Source organism: [Clostridium] fimetarium, from assembly GCF_900111235.1.
Taxonomy (GTDB): Bacteria; Bacillota; Clostridia; order Lachnospirales; family Lachnospiraceae; genus Clostridium_N; species Clostridium_N fimetarium.
Genome location: NZ_FOJI01000004.1, coordinates 124716 through 146052, shown reverse-complemented (window position 1 = coordinate 146052; position 21337 = coordinate 124716). Strand labels below are relative to the sequence as shown.

Below are 21337 nucleotides of genomic sequence, written 5' to 3'. Positions count from 1 at the left end.
GCAACAATTATAATTGACCAAGTGTAACTGCTTTTTGAAGTGTTTCGTCAATTGAATTCATAACTTTCTGACTACTTTCAAATGATCTTGAAATTGTAATCATCTGAACCATTTCAGATACTACATTTACATTAGACATCTCGAGGTATTTTTGCATAACAGTCGCCGTGGCATCTTTTTTTGTAGCGCCGTCAACCGCCCTATACATATTCTCTCCATATTGTTCTAAATAATTGTTGTCTTCAAAATCCGTTATTGCAAATTTATCAATATATTGACCATCTGCATAAATCCCACCTGTCTCATCAACTGATATTGTCGCATTCGTTGGCAACACAATTGGGCCATCCTGCCCTAAAACAAAGTCGCCATCCTTGGTAACCAAAGAACCATCTTGTGCCATCTGGAACGAACCATCTCTAGTATACATAATTGATTCTTGTCCAGTTTTACTAGTAAAATCAATAGAAAATAACCCGCTACCTGATAAAGCGAAATCATATAAACCACTTGTACTTTTAAATGATCCCTGTGAATAATCACGATAATTTTCACCTATCTTAACACCAAGACTCATAGTCCCAATGTTTTGATTGATATTGGCACTTGTAGGGTCATTAATCTTAATTGCCATCAAGGAATCAAATGATTGTGCAGTTGTTCCTTCTTTTTTGTACCCTGTTGTCGTCGCATTTGCAAGATTATTTGTGACCACATCAAGTCTGTTTTGTTGATTCGCCAATCCTGTATAGGCTGTATATAAACCTTTTACCATAGCATTACGCTCCTATTTGAAGTCTCTGTATCCACCCATGAATTCAACATACTTTCCAGTTCCTATTGCTACCGCTGTCATTGGATCATCAGCAGTCATCGTATTGATTCCTGTCTTAGCTTCAATTAAATCTTCAAGACCTTGAAGAAGGCTTCCACCACCTGTAAGAACGATTCCTCTATCTGCAATATCAGATGCAAGTTCTGGCGGGGTTCTTTCAAGTACACTATGAATTGCCTCTACGATTTGTGAAGTTGCTTCTCTCAAAGCTTCTTCTGTTTCTTCAGATGTAACTTCAACTGTCTTTGGAAGACCTGTTACTAAATTACGGCCTCTTACGTTCATCGTTGTTACTTCTGCTCTAGGATATGCACTACCAATTTTAATTTTAATATCTTCGGCAGTTCTTTCTCCAATTAACAAATTATGTTTTTTGCGCATATATCTAACAAGCGCTTCATCAAAATCATCTCCTGCAATTTTAATTGATGTACTGACAACAGTTCCGCCAAGTGAAATAACAGCAATATCAGTAGTTCCACCACCAATATCAACAATCATATTCCCACATGGTCTTGAAATATCTATTCCTGCACCAATTGCAGCTGCGATTGGTTCTTCTATAATATTAACTTCTCTAGCTCCAGCCTGCATAGTAGCATCTTCTACAGCTTTCTTCTCAACTTCTGTAACACCACTTGGTACACATACGCTAATTCTAGGTTTCTTGAGAGTTCTCTTTCCTATGGCTTTTTGTATGAAATACTTAAGCATCTTTTCAGTTACTGTATAATCTGAAATAACACCTTGTCTTAATGGTCTAACTGCTACAATATTTCCAGGAGTTCTACCAAGCATAAGCCTAGCTTCTTCTCCTATAGCTTTTATCTTATTCGTATCTCTATCAAAAGCAACCACTGAAGGCTCTTTTAAAACAACGCCTTTTCCTCTAACATATACCAAGATACTAGCTGTTCCTAAATCAATTCCGATATCGGTTGTTAACATAATAATCCCCTTTCAATTCCAAATATTACTATTGTATTTTAATTTACGCGATAATGAGTCAAGCAAAATAAAATAAGATAACTTAGTAAGCTCACTTGTTTTTGTTTAATCGCATTTAATTTTATTTGACGAGTACTGCGATAACTTTAGACGCTCACAAAGAGTGTTTCTAAAAGTTTTAATTACCAGCCTTGATTAAATGCAACTATTTTATCGCATTGCATGGCTAATTATCATTATATACAAGAAATTGTAAATTTAAAAGGGTTATTTTAAAATTTTGTAACTTTTTTTTGGAAAAACATAAAAAAACCTAGAAGTGCATACGTAAAAATTGCTCTTCTAGGTTTAATATCGTCATTGTTTATTAGTTTTATGATAGTTAATATAATATATTTATTTAAAGTGTGTTTTAAATTCTTGTAATACATCATTAAATCTTTTAGAAGTTGCTGATGGGAATCTTTTAAACACAGTTGTCATTAATGAACCGGCCTTTTCCTTTGCAGCTTCTAGCTCCAACTTAAGCTTATCCATGTAAACTTCTATATTTTTAACCTGCTCTTCTTGTCCTGAACCTTCTTTATCTATTTTATCATCTAACAAGCTACCTGTTATATTGTCTCTTATCGCTGAAAGCTTAGCCGTAATATCAGAAAGTTCCTTTCTAATACGAACTTGATAATCAAGAAGTTTCTGTAAATCGAACGCTTTTCTGAATGAATCGATAGAATCTATTGTTGCTATGCATAGTAAAACAAAAATCACAATAGTTAAAATTGATACATCTATACTTGTAACAGCGTTAGCAACCGGTTTATGAATAACTTCTACTAGAAATACTGTAAGCAAGCCCCAAAACAAAGATGATTTAAGACAAATATATCCATGAAGATTAAACTTTTTATCACTATAGTCCCAATATTTAATATGAAGCATTGCTTCCATTGTAGCTCCAGTAAAATATTCAAGACATGTAGCAGAAATAGTCCCAAATATATACACAAATATTATATTATCTTTAATCCATAATGTTGATACTAGCATTACAATAGACCCAAACCCATATAATGGTAGTATTGGTCCATTCAAGAATCCTCTATTTACGAACTTTTTCTTTGTAATAGATACTAAGGTTGACTCAATACACCAGCCAAAGAAAGAATAAATTAGAAAGAAAGCCAACCACTGAATTATCGTATATTCTTCTAACATAACATTATAAATATTTCTTTAATATGTCGACTTTGTCAAGTGCTTCCCATGTAAGGTTAAGATCATTACGTCCAAAATGTCCGTAAGCTGCAGTTTGCTTGTAGATTGGTCTTCTAAGATCAAGCATTTTTATAATACCCGCTGGCCTTAAATCAAAGTTTTCTCTAATGATTTCAACAATCTTTTCGTCGCTTACTTTGCCTGTCCCAAAGGTATCAACCATGATTGATGTCGGATGTGCAACACCGATTGCATATGAAAGTTGAATTTCACACTTATCAGCAATTCCAGCAGCAACAATGTTCTTTGCAACATAACGAGCAGCATATGCAGCTGAACGATCCACCTTTGTACAATCTTTTCCAGAAAAAGCTCCTCCACCATGTCGAGCATATCCGCCATACGTATCTACAATAATTTTACGTCCTGTAAGTCCACTATCACCATTCGGTCCACCAATAACAAAACGTCCTGTTGGATTGATAAATATCTTAGTATGGTTGTCTATCATATTTGCATCAACAACTTCATCAATTACATATTTTCTAATATCTTCATGAATCTGTTCTTGCGAAGTCTCGGGGGCATGCTGAGTTGAAACTACGATTGCATCAAGTCTTACTGGTTTTCCATTTTCATCGTATTCAACTGTTACTTGTGTTTTACCATCTGGTCTTAAGTATTTTAATGTTCCATTTTTTCTAACTTCTGTAAGTTTTTTTGCAAGTTTATGAGCCAATGCTGCTGAATAAGGCATATATTCTTCTGTTTCATTCGTTGCAAATCCAAACATCATACCTTGATCACCAGCGCCGATTGCTTCTATAGCTGCATTTTCATCTTCACCAGCTCTAGCTTCAAACGCTTTGTCAACTCCCATTGCGATATCAGTTGACTGCTTGTCAAGTGCTACCATAACGGAACATGTATTACCATCAAAGCCTTTGTCTGAGGCATCATAACCGATCTCAATCACTGTGTCTCTTACTATTTGCGCTATATCTACACTAGCTTTTGATGTAATTTCTCCCATTACAAGTACAAATCCAGTATTTGTACATGTTTCACATGCAACTCTACTATAAGGATCCTGCTCCAATAATGCATCCAATACAGCATCTGAAATCTGATCACATATTTTATCTGGATGTCCTTCTGTTACTGATTCTGAAGTAAATAATCTTCTTTCCATTTTTATACCTATCCTTTCGTTTTTCATTTATCCCATATTTCCCTATATGCTGTTTTCACAATGGTGCACTTTTGAAGTATTATTAACACACTACATTACTTCACATAAAAAAAAGAGTCCTTTGAAAAGGACTCCATATCATACTACTCGATTAGGAAATCCTCTTATTGTTCGATTCACTCGCTCAGGTTGGCACCTTCCACATTCCTAATGGGGTTGCCGGGCTTCATAGATCCTATGTATCTCCACCGCTCTAAATAAGGGACAAAATATAAATATTCAATTTACAGTATTAATATTACAATATAAATATTTTATCGTCAACCCTAAACAATAATTTATTTGTAAAACAATAGTAAAATATGTGAAAAATAAAATATATATAAATTGACATTTTTCAACATTATTCCTATAATTTAATTATATTCTTTTATATATAATTAATGTTTTTTTTTTTTATAAATAATTTAAAAGGGGATTTAAAAGATGAACGAAAAAACAATATTTATCTTTGAGGCAGAAGAAGGTATGATTTTATCTAGAGATGTTGTACTGCCCGATGGTCATCTCATTTTATCTGCAGGTACGCCTCTTTCCTACGAAATAATAGAACGTATTTCAAATTTTCATGTGCTTGAAATTATGGTTGAAATAGAGCCTGATAAATCTAATGATTTAATTCCAAATACTGTGCCCACTTATTTTGCCAACGTAAGAAAAAGTGAATCATTCAAAAAATTTAGTGTGAAATATCGATGTAATATTTCAACAATAAAGAATAATTTAAACAAAATAATCACTAGTTCTACACTGATTGATACAGATGTTTTGCTAAAAGAGGCTACTAGTTTGCTTGCAGACAGTAAAAACAGTTTACATTTATTTGATATGTTACATAGTATGCGTGAGCTTGACGACATTACTTTTGTTCATTCTGTTAATGTTGCTCTCATAAGTGCAACAATCGGTGAGTGGCTAGGTTGTGATAAAGAGGAGCAAGACATCCTTACGCTATGCGGACTTTTGCATGATATTGGAAAGCTGCTTATTCCAGAAGAAATTCTCATGAAACCAGGGAAGTTAACTTCAATTGAATTTGATGTGATTAAAACCCATGTCAGCCTTGGTTATAATCAAATTAAGGACAAAGGGCTCGATAATCGAATAACCGAAGCTTGTCTTCTCCACCATGAACGTTGTGATGGTAGCGGTTATCCTTTCGGAATAAAGGGTGACAAAATACCCTTCGCCGCAAAAATTGTTTCTATTGCAGATGTATATGATGCAATGACTTCAAACCGTGTATATCGCGGTTCCATATGCCCTTTTGAAGTTATAAGAATTATGGAGGCTGATGCCTTTAATCAATTTGATCCCCAATATCTCCTTCCATTTCTTAACCATGTAATTTCCACCTATCTCCACAATGATGTAAAACTTTCCAATGGATTAGTTGGTGAAGTTATTTTAATTAATCGCGATGATTTATCTCGACCAACCGTTAAATGTAACAATGAATTTATAGATTTATCAAAGCATCACGAAATCAATGTCGAAGCTATTTTATAATTATATAATACTTTAACTACTAGTTTTACTTTTTTTATTTCTCCCTAAAATGGAGGTCTTTGACTATAATATGTCAACAGGCCTCCATTTCATTATATGATTTTATGTAAGTATTTTTCTTTTGTTGCTAAACCACCTCTTATATGACGTTCCTTTTTGTTAATCTCTAGAATTACCCTTGCTTTTGCAGCCAAATCTGGATTAATTAATGCAAGACGTGCAGTTACGTCTTTATGTACGGTTGATTTACTAACTCCAAATTGCTTAGCAGTCTGGCGCACTGTGGCATTATTTTTTATGATATAATTTGCTATATCAACTGCCCTTTCTTCTATGTAACCTTTCATAACTCCACCCGATGAATACTTGTTTTTACATTGTATTCGTGCCGAATAAAGATAATGACTAATGTTATTAAATTTATAGGATTTTCTATTTTCTATCATCAAAGATAATTACTGTTATCTCTAATTGCTTTTCATTTCTATTTGCTTTTACCTCTTTTTCAACTATATGGATTACTCCCCCCCTTGCAACGATTATTTTTTGGGAAAATTTCCCGTATGACCTTACATAACGTATCTAGGGATTTCGTTCCATCAATTTCTATAACACGATATTTATCTGTATGATATGTTGGATTAAATTTTTAGAATATGTCGTTTCATTTCTTCTCCTTAGTAGCTTCTACTATTCCACCTTATCTTCCAAACTACCATTCCTGCGTATATGTTTGCTTTTCTATCTCCCATCCCTTATCTGAAAACACTAACATTGGTAACGTTCCATTATATTCAATGCGTAGATAGCCCTTCCTAATCATAAAATCAATTCTATAGGTAATCTCAGTAATTGTCAGTTGGCTGTAGAATCCATATGCTGGACATTTGTTTAGGTTATATTCTAGGACCTTCCTGTCTTTTGAGCCTTTTAATACCTTAGCAAGCATACTACGACCACCTGTATTTATTAGTTCATCTGTTGCCCGTAGAATAGCTACTATTTCATCTTCTAAAAGTATCTTAACATCTCCACTGTCAAGTTGATATTGCACTCTTCGTCTCTTAGCCATTTATCTCTCCTAGCCATTTATCTCTCCTACCTTTGCTACTACAATATCATTTTATTGGATACCTTCCTTGCATTCCATCCCAGGCTTTGCGCCCACCCGCGATGCTCCGAGGCTTCCTGCTTATCTTCATTTTCATAAATTCTTTCTAAAAAATCTGCAAATCCGCCAAGTCCTCCTACATCATCAAGTACATTTACACCATCCTTATATATGCACACTGGTATATGCTTGTTTATAACTGTTGACTCAGCATATTCTAATTCTTCTTTCGATATATCTCCATTTTCTAACAATTCATTACAATCACTTCTCTTTATAATGGAGACTTCCCAGTTATCACCAAAATCATAGTTATAAATCAATTCTCTAGCTATTGGAAAGACTCCATTTTCTCGAACTTCTTCATTTTCTACTGCCAGAACCTTTGCGATCTCTAATCGTTCTAATAAGTTTTCTGTTCCATTTTCTATCATAATAGAAGCATTCATTTCCTCTAGCGTCAGATCAATTAATGGCGCTTTTCTAAGAATTCTGTATGAATCCACACCTTTCCCTTCTGTTCTTTCATAATATGCATGAAAAGGTTCTCTCACATCCATCATCGGATATTGATTCAAAAGTGACTTAATATCTTCTCTTGCCTCTTCTATATCTTCCATATCCCCACCATAAAAATATGGTCCTGTATACTTTTTCTTAAGCCATGCTTTTATACTACCGCTTCTATAATCATCATCCCAAAAAATATCTTCTTCACCTTCACTTGGTGCCTGAAAGAGAACTCCAACTAAATCAGCCCAACCTTTTACTGTTCCACTTGTCACTTTTTGATACACTTCATCAGATAAATGAAATCTTCGCAAATGTGAATTCTGCCATCCAAATAATCGCTGAATTGCATAATGTAGATTATGTAGCGGCATATCTGAAGGTATCAAAATGTCTCTGCTAATAAATTCTCCCGTTGAAGATTCACCATATCTTTTTAGCATCCTTTTTTGAGTATCATTTAGAAATTCGCTTTTTAATTCCAAATGCAAATGTACTGCTGTAATCCCTTTTGATTCTTCTTTCATGATCATTTTCACATTAGTCTCCTTTTGATGTGCTATTTTAGCTGCCTTTATTATTCTGGTTTTAACAAACTTTTCTTGTGCTACTTTATTACGTTTTCTATAATCCTTACTTTTCTTCGCATCAATCGTTTGCTCTGGGGCATCATAAATTGTCTTTTCATAGGGCAAATATGCATTCACCCTATTTGTAGTCATACCCAGTTCTGTAGCTATTTCCTTAATACTCTTTCCTGTTTGTCGTTCCTTTGCAACCATTATGCTAAAATCCGTTTCATACTTACCTAATGTGATAAGAATTTTTCGTACCTTTGCGTATGCCATACCCATTTCTTTGGCTGTCTCTTGCAAAGAATTCGTTTTTTGATAGGAACTCCATACTTGCTGCATAAATTCAAAAGTTGTATTTTGTTTTTTCATTTTTAATTATCCTTCTATTATAAGTCGATCAGTGTCAATACACGTCTCTTTTACACTATACCTTATTTTCGAATCAGTGTCAATACACACTTTTCAAATGTATTCGACTCTTGAACGTAAGTATGCAACACCTTAGGCTCTAATAAATCCACATAATTATAATCTTCAAAATTAATTGAAATGTTATGTTTTTCATCTACACCATTTTCTCTTAAGTAATCTTGAAATATTTCCATCAATGTAGATTTACCACATCTTCTAATTCCTGTTATAATTTTTATTATATCTTTATCTTTAAATTCTTCTAATATTTGCAAATAAGCTGTTCTTAAAATTCGTTTATTCAATTTCATCACCTCTACGCATATTATATCCAAGAGATTTCTATTCTTCAATAGTTTTAGGAATATAATCCCAAAACTATTTATTTTAGTATGTTTATTGGATTAATAATATTATTAAATATTTAATATGCGTATTCTATACTAATCCATATTTTTTCACACACGTCTCAACCATCTGTGCAATTTCTTTTGCCTTACTTAGATTTATTCCAATATTATCTGCAACTGCAATTAAATTCTTCATACCTGGATCAACTCCATTTCCATTAATCGTTGTTGCATGTTCTCCACCTATAGACGAACTATAAGTCAAGTCATACGCTGGTGAAAGCCTCCATGTCGCACTTCTCTCATCATAAATATAGGTAAAATTCTTTGAATGATCATCTCTATTATGTGCAAATACATTAAAGCACATTAGTCTGTATAACGCTTCTATCTGCGTATAATCTTTCGTTAATTCCAACGTAAGTTTCATTAATATATTATAGTCAAGATTGGGTAAACGATGTGAAGTTTCAAGCAGTCCGCTTGCTGAAATCATATGGATTTTATTAACTTTTTCATCCCCAAACCTCTTTCTGTCAAACCTCTTGGTTCCAAAATAACCAGCACATATCTTTGATGGGAATAGCTTTGTCTCCTCCATATGGATGCCACATTCTTTTGCGCATAAGGAATATCTATATTCCTGTTCACCAATATCTTTGCTATCCTGTGAAGATGGAAATTTTATAATCCAGTCCTCACTATTATAGGTTGTAAGTATCTTTGGTCTTGCACCTCCGGAAGATCCACCAAGCCGGAACAATTCGTCCAGATTGTCTGAGTAATCTGTTTTTAGAACATTTGCACATTCAATTGCTATCTTATCCAAATCAAGTTCCGGTTCCGGTAGTTCAAAATGATAATCCGGCTCATAAGTTAATGCCCCCATACCAGAATTTGCAACAATTGCAAGACGATTCATATTTCCTATTTCAAATGGGTTTATCCTGTTTTTTGCCATCAGCCTGTCTACTAGTAATCTTCCCCAACCATCAGGCAGGCTATCTGCAAATACGCCAAATAGTCCATCAAAAGGATCCGCCTTTGGTATAAATACTTTCTGTTCTAACGGCAGAGATAGTGGACTAATGGAAAATCCATCTACCAGCCATTCTTTGTCATATTCAAATGCAGCCAATATATTTTTATAAAGCGCCATTGTTCCAACCGTTCTTCCTTCGTAATAAACCTTAAGCTTACTTACCTTGTTCATTTATCACCTCCTGAATGGATTCAAATGGAACCTCTTCAAATAAAGCTTCCATGCCACTTTCTATATCAAGTGCCATTGCTAATTTTATTAATGAAATCAATGATATCTCTCCACTAGTTTCAAATCTTTTCACAGTCCCTAAGCTTACTCCTGACTTCTCACTTAATTTTACCTGTGATAATTTCCGTCTTTTACGAATTTCTCTGATTCGACCTACGATTAACATACTAATTTCTTTTGGTGTTTTTTGGTTTAAAAAATAATTATTCATAGCTAATATTTTATTCCATTTATTAATGAAAGTCAAATTATAGATAATATATTATCTACTATAAATTTATATAATTTTGCATATTATTACAATTTATTACATACTAAAAAGAGCCAGCAATGCACCTAGCATTACCAACTCCATATCTTACTTTACAACTATTATCACTCTATCCCATGCAAATCCTGCATATCCAGCTTTCGCCCTATGGCTTAAATCATTTTCACACCTAATATTAAGCCGTTCCATTTCATTACATCCATATGTACGGTCGATTTACTAACTCCAAATTGCTTAGCAGTCTGGCGCACTGTGGCATTATTTTTTATGATATAATTTGCTATATCAACTGCCCGTTCTTCTATGTAACCTTTCATAACTCCACCCAATGAATACTTGTTTTTACATTGTATTCGTGCCGAATAAAGATAATGACTAATGTTACTTAATTTATAAAAAATTTCAATTCACAAATCACCATAAATTTATTTACTTTGCCTTACTTATGAAAAATGACGAGCAAAATGCTGCTATGGGAACTGAAAGTATGATTCCTATACTACCCGCTATTGCCTGCAAAATCTCTATAGCAATCTGATCCGTATTAATCAACCTAAAAATTGGGATCCCATATGAAAATATAAGCAATAGCATATTAAATGATGAACCAACAAATACCATTATCAATGTATTTGCCATCGTCCCCATGGCATCACGGCCTACATTCATACCACTTCTAAATAATTGTCTTGCATTTAACGATTCATTTGTACTGTGTATTTCACATACAGACGAAGAAACTGAGATTGCAATATCCATGACTGCACCTAGTGATGCAAGTAAGATACCAGCCGTAAGCAACCCTTTAATATTTATTTTATTATTTACTGAAATTAATATAAGATTTTCTGCTTCCTGCATATTATAGCCGCTTAGATGCGCTGCCTTTTCAACAACGAAACAAAATAATCCAGCAATTCCCACTCCTGCCACTGTACTTATCATTGCTGATACCGTTTTAATATTGATACCGTCAAGTATTATAAAGCATACAATACTTGTTATTATTATAATTACAACACATATAGTAATTGCCGAGTACCCTTTGCTTACCATAGGAACCAGTATGAACATCATACAAATTAATGTGAAGGCTAATCCCAAGATTGATTTTAGCCCTTTTACTCCACCCACTAGTACTAAAGTTACTATAAATAACAATATTGCTGCCACTAATATCAGGGAACGGTCGTATCCATAAATAGAAACATTATAGCTGCCATTTTGCTGCGTACTGATTAAAAGCATTATCCTTGTTCCTTTTTGAACATAGATATTATATAGCGTGCTAATATTATTTGTTATCTGCTGCATTTCGCCTTTGTGTTCTCCACTTGTAACCTCAACCTTTAGCTGTTGTTCTCCAAGTCTTAAACCTTCACTTCCTTCATTATCTACTGTCGTATTATCACTTATGACATCCGTCACAACACCCGATACATAACTTGCCGCTGATGAAGACTGGTAACGCTTATTATCCTTATTTATAAACCAGACTGCACCAGCAAAAATTATCAGAAAAATGAATGCTAAAATTACCCGTAATGCATATTTTTTTAATATGTTCTTGCTAAAGTTAACGCTCTTATCCATAGAAAATAATTTATTTATCACAAGTTTTTCTCTTTCTCTTTGTAGTAATTGCAACCACCAATAATGATGCTAATAAGACTTCAAAATAGAATACAATCATTCCGGTATCACCAGTCTGAGGAGCCTTTTTTGTCGATAAAGGGTTATTTTCGAGATTATTATTTCCATTGGTATCCTTGATTTCAATACTTCCTGCTATAATTGCATGAATATTTTCTGAATCGTTCGTTGTTTGATCCACATTTTGGTTATTTGAAATGAGCAATAGTTCATTGCAATTTCTAACTCTTATGCTAACCCCATCCGGATTAGTATAAACAAGTCCCACCGCACTCACACTATAACCATTTGCAATAACCTTAGAATAATCGAAACTTTTTGCTACATATCCATCAATGAAGATTCTTGCATTTTTTCCGCTTCCATCATTGATGTTAAAACTTGAAATAGTTCCATTCACCACAGTTACATCTGATACTGTGCCCTGTACTTTTACAAGTTTTCCACCATTTGAATCATAATCCATCGACTGGATCGTGGTTAACAACGTTGGGATTACCTCCTTCACATTACTGTCAATCACGGTATACCCTTCTATTCCAGAACCAATTTTTAATTCTTTATCTCCCTGATAAGAATCGACATGACCTATAATTCTAACTTTTTGACCTATTTTTATGCCACTTCCATTTGCGATTGGAAATACATTAATTCCTCCGGTACTATCTTGTACATAAATTGCATCAAAGAATGCATTACTACTTTCAGAACCAGCTGTTACAGTTCCTTCAATTTCATAAACATCTCCTACGACACCATTTTTTCTTACGTCAGCAATTGTTGATACGGTTAGTTTTTTCTTAACAGAATTAAGTATGTTATTTATAATCGTATAATTTGAATATTGTAAGTCTGAATAGTTATCTAGCGTAGCTTGCACTTCAAAGTTCGACATGAATACTGTTCCGCCTACATATATTTTCCCTTTTCCAACATTCTCTGTTGCAAGAACACAGGCATTTCCTTTATCTATCACTGTGGCATTTAAGGCTGCCATGCTTTCATATTTACTATTTGTTATTTTTTTTGAATTAATAGAGTATGTTGTAGAGAAACCTTTCACAAGCCAGTCATTTTCGCTTGCAGGATTTACAGTACACCCGCTATATACACTATATTCCTGAGCCGTTGCTACTCCACTGGTAATTGAAGAATTCTGATTAATATTTTTCAACTTTAATCGGTATGCCTGACCTGCATTCGTAACTGTGTCGTAAACCTCATCACTATTCAATGTAGTTTGGGCGCCAATTGCCTTTAGCAGATCGTTTACCTGTGTAGTCGTTGTATATGGATCTCCAAGTGTACTATCTTGGTAATCGGCAAGCCCGCATACAATTGCAGTTCCACCATTGTTTACATACGTTGATACAAGCTTGTTAAAGTCATCCAAAAAAGATGATGGCGTTAACTTTCCTGAACTATCGTATTTCAATGGTGCAGTAATTACTAACAAATCTGTTGAATCTAACATTTCTTTTGTAATATTAGAAGTTTCAATCCTTGCCTGTACTCCATCATTTGCACAAATATTGATAAAATTGGTCATATTTCCAGAATAATACCCGTTCACATAATCATTTGCATGAGTGCCATCAATCAATACCTTTGTAACCGTCTTGGAGTCAGATATATTTAGTTTGAGTACACTTGTATATAACTTTTCAATTCCATTCAGTTTTGCTTTCATGGTAACATTAATCGCAATATCACCATTTTTATTTGGAGTATACGCAAATGAAAAACTTTTTGTTGCCAATGAATTTAAGCTTGCTCCTCCAGTTAAATCGCTTCCACTAATTGTTTTAAATAGACTTCCGTCATTATATTCAATACTTTCTATTTCCATATTACTACTATCATTATTATATAGATTTGTTGTAAACTTGATGCTTTCTCCATTCACAGGGAGTACTGTATCTGATTGTACAGAAGCAATTCCTGCCTTTTCAACATCGCCTGTCCATACTGGTGCTGTTACAGCCACATCACCATCTGTTTGTGTTATTCTTAAATAATAATAGGTATAGTCATTGTTCATTGTAAATATTACGTCTGAGCTATTTCCATCCACTGTTTTACTCGCTGCAACCTTACCACCGTTAACAATTACTTCTACTTTTCCAATTGACTTATCTGTAGGATCGGAAATCTTAGCCTCTATATTGACAGTCTTTGGGCTTTCTGACAGTGTTGTTCCCATAATACTACCATTTAAATTATACTGTATCTGCAAATCATTATCCTCTGTCGCATAAACTCGATAATTGCTAATTGCATCATATAGAGAGTTTTCTGTCAACGTATCTGCAAGTATTACAGTACGAGCCGTATTGGAATCTCCCCACTTACCTTTATGATTATCCTGATTATTACTAGGAGCAAGATGCCATCCTTTATCAAGTGCCCTTGTATAATAGCCATAAGAAGGAAAATAACCATTAGAACCGATTGCGCCTTCTCCATTACCAACCTCAATCAACTTCATACTATTGTCATTTTGTGCACTGTAATCAGTAAAATCATAGAAATCTCCAAAAGTTGTTCCTGGATGATTAAACTGTGATATGGAACCACTTACCTGAGCAAGTTTTTTATAATATAAATCAAGTCCGCTTGGATTTGAACTTGTCTGTACTTTATTTGCGTAGATAGGATTATTTCTGTTTTCAAAACCCGGTGTATTAAATGTATTGATATGACCGCTTCCGTCACTCCATGTCATTTCAAAACCAAATATACCCAAAAATGTTGAATTTGAGTCTGCTACATTGTCCGTATTCTTAATACCCTGTGACGTTATAGCGGTTGCTGCCGTTTTCCCTTGATTCCATTTTGCATTATTCATTGCATCCGTTGCAAGTGAAGCAGTATATGTGGTATTTTCTAAAGAATTAGAATGATCTGTAACAGCAAGGAAATCAAGGTTTCCAGCTTTTGAAGCATAATCAAATGCCTGTTCTACCGTTCCAGCTCCATCTGACAATGTTGTATGTGAATGGAGTTGTCCAAAGTAAATTTTATAATCCCCCGTATGAACAGGTGAAAGCGCTGATGTATAATTAAAGGTTGAAGGTTGGCTTTCCACATAGCCAGGTGCCGTTGCTTTTGCTTGCACTGAAAATGGAAGTTTTGTAACTGTTATTCCAGTACCATAATCCACCCACGTTTTCCCTTCGTCAACTGAATACTTTATTACTGCATCCGTTACTGACGATAGTTTGATCACATCCCCTACCGTAGCATTTCCGCTAATTGGTGCGGCAGATACCTGCGCAGTAATGCTTTGTGTATACTGATATGTATTTTTATCTCCATTATCAAGTCCAGTTTTCTCTCCCCATGTTACAACTGAAGCAGGCAAACTATTAAGAAGCGGTTTCGAATTCAAATTATATGTATTTATGCTTCCACCATTAATCTGATAATAAATAATAGAGTCAGCTGTTGCACAACTTAATGTCAGCTCCTGACCAGATTTTACGGCTCCTATCCCCGGAGCCACCGTCACATTAGCCACCTTTGATTTTGGTGAAGATGGATCAACATATGCTGCATTTTTCGGCGCTGGACTTGTTGCCAAAAAATCTGCCGCATTATTATCTGTATCTGTTCCGTCTGCCGCTCTTGAAACTGCTAATGTTGCAGAAGGAACTGGCGTAGCACCCGTTCCTTCATAGGCACTTGCAGTACTTCCATAACCTACGAAATCAACGACATTGAAATCTGTTTTTCCAGTTATGGACGTTGCCGTCTTTACTAGGGCCACTTTGCCTGCCCCTGCTGCCATTGCTATATTTCCACTAAAATCTACTGTTGGAAGATCTACCGTTCCTCCCGAACCTGCGGCTTCACCGATTAAATAATATTTACCTGCTCCAATATTTCCTTTTATTGCTGTTAAATTAGTGCTAAAAGCACCTGTCGCCGATGCGTATTGAATACTCCACCCATCTAAGCTTACAGTTTCTTTTGTAGGATTATACAGCATAACATAATCATTCTTGTATGTTGATCCACCATTCCCTCCACCGCCGTACACTTCTTGTATTACAATGTGTGTTGCTGACTGCGTGCCAGCTTTTATCTGTGTTACATTGCCTGCAAAACAACTTAAAAACATTATAATTGCAATTAGCAAAGACATTCTTCTTCTTGGCATTTTTTTCATATCTCCTCCATATTAGTCGCAGTTACAATTTCTTTTTTTTATAACTGCTTAAATTTAAACTTCCACATTAATCACTTTATACTATAAGAACAAATTTCTTGTTATATTTGTGTAAATTTTAGATAAAACATCAGACCGTTCTATTCGCATACATAAAAAGAGCTGAAAGCACTAATCTACTAGCACTTTCAGCTCTAAACGATTTCTATTTTATTATGAACATTAATTTATTTGCTTAATCTTGTATTTTATTCTCATTTTTTGATTTTATTCTAGAAGATAGTACTGTCAATGACATGAACACTACAAGGATTCCAAACAATACCCCCGCATTAAGCAGTAACTCCGATATATTTACCCCACTGATGGATTGTTTGAATAACCCAACTGAATATGTCATAGGCATAAAGCTATACAAATAATTAAAAAGTTTTGGTACTGTTTCCATTGGGAAGGTTCCTCCGCAGGACGTAAGCTGTAATATCAATAATAACATACATAAAAACTTTCCTGCATCTTTTAGATATACCATTAAGAATTGAATGATAGAAATAAATACCATAGAAACAAGGCAACACGATAAGAAATACAATGGTATATTATCAACCTTGAGTCCGAGTCCAAATAGTAATACTACTCCAAGCACAAGTGCTTGTATAAAACCAATTAGAAGATAAATAAAGCTACGAGCAATTTTGTTTTCTGTCTCACGTGATAATATTTTAAATTTATTGTCAGGATCATAATATATTCCAACAAATATCATCAAACCGCCAACCCATAATGATAAAGACAAGAAATATGGAGCAAACGCAGTTCCGTAGTTTGGTACACTTGTTATATTAGCCTGATTAATACTTACAGGCGTTGCCGCAAAATCCGCAATACCATCAAGTGATTTTAATTGCGAATTTGTATCCGTAACTGAGCTATCTACTCCAGATTTAGCGGTTACAATTCCATCTTGCAATTTATCTGCGCCTTCGCTTAATGAAGCTGACCCATTCGCAATCGTAGCTGCTGCTTCACTCAATTGAGCTGTTGCACTGTTTAGTGTTGAAACACCAGCATTAAGCGTTTGTGAACCTGATGAAAGTGCTGTTGAACCTGATTTTGCTGATTCCAATCCTTGTGAAAGCTGTTCCAATGCTGCTTTAAGCTGTGGCAGACCTGTTGTTCCTGCCGCTAGCTGTCCAGTACTAGTCGCAATTGTAACTGAAGCTGCTTTTAACTGTGCACTTGATGCTTGCAGGATTTTAATGTTTTGTGCATTAGCAGGCGTTGACAAGTCGCTGATAAATTTAGCAAAAACTGGATCTTGCATAATTGCAGGATTAACCTTTGTAACATAATAGGATAAAAAGGTTGTAGTACTGTTTACATTAGCAATTAATGAATCTACTCCTGCTGTATATTGAATTAAACCCTGATTAAATTTATCAGCACCCACTGCAAGCGCTTGTGCACCTGTTGTAAGATCTCCAATATTAGCAGTTGAACTTTTAAGTTGATTTGCACCATCTAATAGCTGCGTAATTCCACTGTCTAATGTTCCTATTCCATTACTCAGCGTATTTGTACCATCTTTAAGATCCGATACGCCCTTTTGATATTCTTTGAATTTGTCATTAAATGTCTGGGTTCCATCCGCTAAAGTTGCAGCCCCGTCACTTAGTTGTTTTGAGCCATCATCTAACTGAGCCATTCCGTCTTGAAGCTTTGTCATTTGATCAGGTACGGAATTTAACTTATCCGCAAGCTGCTGAACAATCTCCTTATTAACACTTTCACGTACAGATACTTCAATTTGTAAAATCGCTTTTCCTAATATCTGGCTAGCTAAATAATTCCGTTTTTCATTTGGCGAAAAAGTAATAGTCGCCGTTTGCTTATCTGTTGTTGCTGCTGATGCAACATCTGCTGAAAAGTCTGATGGAATTACTATCATAGCATAGTATTCTTTACCTTCTGTCCCTACCTTTGCATCATTTTCATCGGTAAATACAAATTTAAGTGTTCCATCTTCTTTTAACTTCTCGCACATTTCTTTTCCAATATTACGCTCTACGTCATTAATCGTAGCACCTTTGTCATTATTTACAACTGCGACAGGCAACGTTTCAAGCCTAGAATAAGGATCCCAAAATGCCCCCAAATAAAAATAGCTATATAGTAATGGAAGGATTATTACACCTATGATGACACAGATACATTTAAATTGTCTTTTTGTTAATTTACTCTTCATATTTCTTCACTCCTTTTTTAATCTAATCGGAAGTATATCACCCACTTACTATAAAGTAATTAGACACATTATTTTAAATGTCGAAAATGCAAACATGCAAAAAGATCTGTCGTATATTCAGACAGATTTCAGTTTTTGTCTATATAAAGATTTATAAATAAACTATAAACTTATTTTACAAAGTAGTTATTATAAAATATAGAAAGGAAATGTGAAATGCTTTTAGAATCCAAAATAAAACAGGCAGCATTATTGGTTGCTGTAGATATTAGCTTTAGAAGAATAAAAAAATCTCCTGAACGATGTGCAAGAAATTTAATGGAAATAGGCATCAACACATTTCCAGATAAACTTGCCAAAAATGAATATGATAGTTTCTTACAAAAACTTATTTTTTTATGTAAAAGCAGTGACGCCCAGGGCGCTCGTGAATTATTTATTAAAATATTTTTTTAAGAAGTAGCCGAATTATATATATCCTTTTATTTTATAAGTTGTTTTCCACAAAGCGGGAAGCGGCATATTTTTGCGTTCCATACGAAACATTTATTAGCTGCATTGTAATATATTCAGGCGTCTCTTTCATTCCATGCTGTGCCCAGGAAGTAATCACGCCAACAATTCCAAATGCATAAAATTCGGAGATGAATTTCTTTTCATCTTCTCCAAAATTTTCATTCACAGCAAGCCTTCCTACAATATTAAGAAATAGTTCACTTGCAATGTGGAATAAATAGTCTTTAAATCCATTTTCTGTTGATGACTTTAGTGTATCTTTATAAAAATAGTCTTCACTTTTCATCTTAGCGAGCATCTGCAAAACTTTTTTATCCCAATTCTCATAAGTAAGATCATTAATAATAATTGAAATCGCCTCATTATAATATATCCAATCCACAAGCTCATATTTATCTTGAAAATGATAATAAAAAGTCTGACGGTTTAGTCCACATATATCTGTAATATCTTGAATTGTTATTTTATCGAAACTCTTCTTTTTAGTAAGCTCCTTCAATCCTGAAGCAATCGCCTTTTTTGTAATTAAAGATTCTGACACAAATGGCACGACCTTTCTAATTATTCATATTCTAAAAAACAATTAAAACAAACTCCTACATTTCTGTGTTAGCAGCTTATGTAGGAGTTTTAATAATAGCACATCACATTCATTTATTCAAAATATTTTTTATAACTACATCACCAACTAATTTCCCTAAAATAGTAAGAAAATCGATATCTTTGTCTGACCATTTTCTTGGTCTGTTAAAAACATCAAACGATACGACTACTTGAGGACTATCCTTAAAATAAGTTACACACTGAATAAATTCAGCTATCCCTTGTTTCATATACGCTTCATAAATTTCTGCATAGTCTCTTTCAATTCTATGAATATTCGTCTCAACATAGACGTTATTTGCATTGAATAATTTTCTATAATTTTCATTTTCAAATAGGTGAAATTGTTCTATAGGCTCAACATATTCTCCTATATAGTATGTTCTATTTAAAATATCACCAACATAAACAGTAATTCCATCCACGTCAAAATATTCCTGAATAACAGCAATTGATGGTATAATAGCATCGATACCTTTTGCAAAAAGATTAAGAATAATGTTTGATATGGTAGCAGCTCTATTTTCATTGTTAAGAATATCATTAATCCCAATTGAATTACTATTATATGTATTGGTCTCAACTGTCCCATGTTTTAACTTATCATATATAATATATCTATTCTTCCCCTTCGCTTTTGCAATATATAAAGATTTATCTGCTTTATCAAATAACTCCTCATAGGTACTTCCATCTACCGGAAATTTAGCAATTCCCATTGATGTCGTAACTTTAAAATTGTCAAATGCATTACCACATTCCCACTGAATATGTTTATTAATTGTCTTTAATATACGTCTTAAATCGCTTTCTCCAGATACATCTTCAATTAGGACAAGAAATTCATCTCCACCAAACCTTCCAACAGTACCTCTAGACGCCAGTACACTTATAATAATTTCAGAAACCTTAGTAAGCACTTCATCACCAAACATATGTCCATAAGTATCATTGATTTTCTTGAAATCATCAACATCTACCATAATAAGATATAAGCATTTGTCGGAATTATTGATTTTTTCTATTGCATATTCACTTATTGCTCGTTTATTTAGTAAGCCGGTACCAACATCTCTAGCTGCTTCACTAAGATAATAAACTTCCTTATCTAGATCTTCACTTGGCTTCATTACACCAACTACCATTTCTTTTGAATCTTCTCTGAAAATTACAGTGCTTTTTAATTTTAAAAATATACCTTCTTTTGCTATTTGAAAAATTTCGGCAGAGATATTCGCTTCAAATTGATCAGTTCCTTTTCTCATATTATCATAAAAAACTTCAAATTGTTTTTTAACAGAACTTGGTAAATTATCTGATGAAATAACTTCTTCCCTTAAACTATCTAAATTACTATTGAAAACTAAGATACACTTTGCGTTATTATATTTGTAAATAATCAACTGATTCGTGCCAAAATCGTATTCAAAGTATAATGTTGTAATTAAACTGATTAGTTTCCTATATTTATTTGTCAAACGTAAATATTTAATATAATTTTCTTGAATGCTTATTGTATCACTAAAATTAATATCAAATGATTTGTATCCGTCAATAATACGACCATTATATGCCAATGTCATACACAAGCATCTGTATCTTCCGCTGTAACATTTAACACGCGCTATAATAGATTGAGTACCCTTTTCGAGCTTTTCAACTGCATCTAAAAAAGATTGCAAATCATCTTTATGAACTAATTCTGTAAATGCAAAACATGAATTTTTACCTAAATATTGATAGAAATATTCATCTGCATTTCCAACCACGAATTTGTCTATAATAGAAGCTTTTCCAAAAAATATTTCCTTTTCTTCTTTTGCACTTTTATATTTAGTAATATTCATTTTGCAAATTCCCCCAGATCAAATTATATTTGCAGTAAACGT

At 33.9% G+C, this 21337-nt stretch carries 17 protein-coding genes, 1 pseudogene and 1 riboswitch; of the genes and pseudogenes, 2 read left to right on the top strand and 16 right to left on the bottom strand.

From position 1 onward, the window contains the following. Positions 1–7: 7 nt before the first annotated feature. The 4 genes from BMY18_RS06775 to metK form a co-directional block, all read right to left on the bottom strand. Positions 8–775, bottom strand: a complete 768-nt coding sequence (locus BMY18_RS06775) for a flagellar hook-basal body protein (RefSeq protein ID WP_092451905.1) — start codon at positions 773–775, stop codon at positions 8–10. Between the two features lie 12 nt (positions 776–787). Next, a complete protein-coding gene (gene mreB / locus BMY18_RS06770) occupies positions 788–1783 on the bottom strand; it encodes a rod shape-determining protein (RefSeq protein ID WP_092451903.1) in 996 nt (331 codons plus the stop codon). Positions 1784–2179: 396 nt separating this feature from the next. Further along, positions 2180–2998, bottom strand: coding sequence for a putative ABC transporter permease (locus BMY18_RS06765; RefSeq protein ID WP_092451901.1), 819 nt, complete (start codon positions 2996–2998; stop codon positions 2180–2182). 4 nt (positions 2999–3002) lie between these two features. Further along, positions 3003–4190, bottom strand: coding sequence for a methionine adenosyltransferase (metK, locus tag BMY18_RS06760; protein WP_092452208.1), 1188 nt, complete (start codon positions 4188–4190; stop codon positions 3003–3005). Positions 4191–4351: 161 nt separating this feature from the next. Then, positions 4352–4454, bottom strand: a riboswitch (SAM riboswitch). 222 nt (positions 4455–4676) lie between these two features. Here metK and BMY18_RS06755 point away from each other — a divergent pair. Beyond that, positions 4677–5759 (top strand): HD-GYP domain-containing protein, encoded by a 1083-nt coding sequence (locus tag BMY18_RS06755; RefSeq protein ID WP_092451899.1) that lies wholly within the window; start codon positions 4677–4679, stop codon positions 5757–5759. A 92-nt stretch (positions 5760–5851) separates the two neighbouring features. Here the strand turns inward: BMY18_RS06755 and spoIIID are convergent, their stop codons facing one another. From spoIIID to BMY18_RS06705, 10 genes and pseudogenes are all read right to left on the bottom strand, one after another. Then, positions 5852–6106 carry a sporulation transcriptional regulator SpoIIID gene (spoIIID, locus tag BMY18_RS06750; RefSeq protein ID WP_092451897.1) on the bottom strand — a complete coding sequence of 85 codons (255 nt, stop codon included), beginning with the start codon at positions 6104–6106 and terminating at the stop codon, positions 5852–5854. Positions 6107–6471: 365 nt separating this feature from the next. Next, positions 6472–6831 (bottom strand): RQC-minor-1 family DNA-binding protein, encoded by a 360-nt coding sequence (locus tag BMY18_RS06745; RefSeq protein WP_092451895.1) that lies wholly within the window; start codon positions 6829–6831, stop codon positions 6472–6474. A gap of 38 nt (positions 6832–6869) precedes the next feature. Further along, positions 6870–8324, bottom strand: coding sequence for an IS1096 element passenger TnpR family protein (locus BMY18_RS06740; RefSeq protein ID WP_242940983.1), 1455 nt, complete (start codon positions 8322–8324; stop codon positions 6870–6872). A 62-nt stretch (positions 8325–8386) separates the two neighbouring features. Next, on the bottom strand, positions 8387–8671 hold the full coding sequence (locus BMY18_RS06735) for an AAA family ATPase (RefSeq protein ID WP_092451893.1): 285 nt from the start codon (positions 8669–8671) through the stop codon (positions 8387–8389). 133 nt (positions 8672–8804) lie between these two features. Beyond that, entirely contained in the window at positions 8805–9929 is a 1125-nt protein-coding gene (locus BMY18_RS06730; RefSeq protein ID WP_092451890.1) for a type II toxin-antitoxin system HipA family toxin, read from the bottom strand. Beyond that, positions 9913–10200: a helix-turn-helix domain-containing protein gene (locus BMY18_RS06725; RefSeq protein WP_092451888.1), complete on the bottom strand. Its 288-nt coding sequence runs from the start codon at positions 10198–10200 to the stop codon at positions 9913–9915. The genes BMY18_RS06730 and BMY18_RS06725 overlap by 17 nt, the downstream gene beginning before the upstream one ends. Positions 10201–10454: 254 nt before the next feature. Further along, positions 10455–10577 (bottom strand): annotated as a pseudogene (locus BMY18_RS06720) (sporulation transcriptional regulator SpoIIID); the annotation flags it as partial. A gap of 112 nt (positions 10578–10689) precedes the next feature. Continuing rightward, on the bottom strand, positions 10690–11874 hold the full coding sequence (locus BMY18_RS06715; RefSeq protein WP_242940982.1) for a YibE/F family protein: 1185 nt from the start codon (positions 11872–11874) through the stop codon (positions 10690–10692). After that, positions 11864–16084 carry a CehA/McbA family metallohydrolase gene (locus tag BMY18_RS06710; protein WP_092451884.1) on the bottom strand — a complete coding sequence of 1407 codons (4221 nt, stop codon included), beginning with the start codon at positions 16082–16084 and terminating at the stop codon, positions 11864–11866. The genes BMY18_RS06715 and BMY18_RS06710 overlap by 11 nt, the downstream gene beginning before the upstream one ends. A gap of 235 nt (positions 16085–16319) precedes the next feature. Continuing rightward, the gene (locus BMY18_RS06705; RefSeq protein WP_092451882.1) at positions 16320–18329 is read right to left on the bottom strand and encodes a YhgE/Pip domain-containing protein; all 2010 of its coding nucleotides are present in this window, start codon (positions 18327–18329) and stop codon (positions 16320–16322) included. 216 nt (positions 18330–18545) lie between these two features. Between BMY18_RS06705 and BMY18_RS06700 the strand changes: the two genes are divergently transcribed. After that, entirely contained in the window at positions 18546–18785 is a 240-nt protein-coding gene (locus BMY18_RS06700) for a hypothetical protein (RefSeq protein WP_092451880.1), read from the top strand. Positions 18786–18816: 31 nt separating this feature from the next. Here BMY18_RS06700 and dhaS read toward each other — a convergent pair whose 3' ends face one another. Together dhaS and BMY18_RS21510 are read right to left on the bottom strand one after the other, a co-directional pair. Continuing rightward, complete coding sequence (gene dhaS / locus BMY18_RS06695) at positions 18817–19386, bottom strand: dihydroxyacetone kinase transcriptional activator DhaS (protein WP_092451878.1); 570 nt, start codon at positions 19384–19386, stop codon at positions 18817–18819. A 109-nt stretch (positions 19387–19495) separates the two neighbouring features. After that, the gene (locus tag BMY18_RS21510; RefSeq protein ID WP_092451876.1) at positions 19496–21295 is read right to left on the bottom strand and encodes a GGDEF domain-containing protein; all 1800 of its coding nucleotides are present in this window, start codon (positions 21293–21295) and stop codon (positions 19496–19498) included. Positions 21296–21337 lie beyond the last annotated feature (42 nt).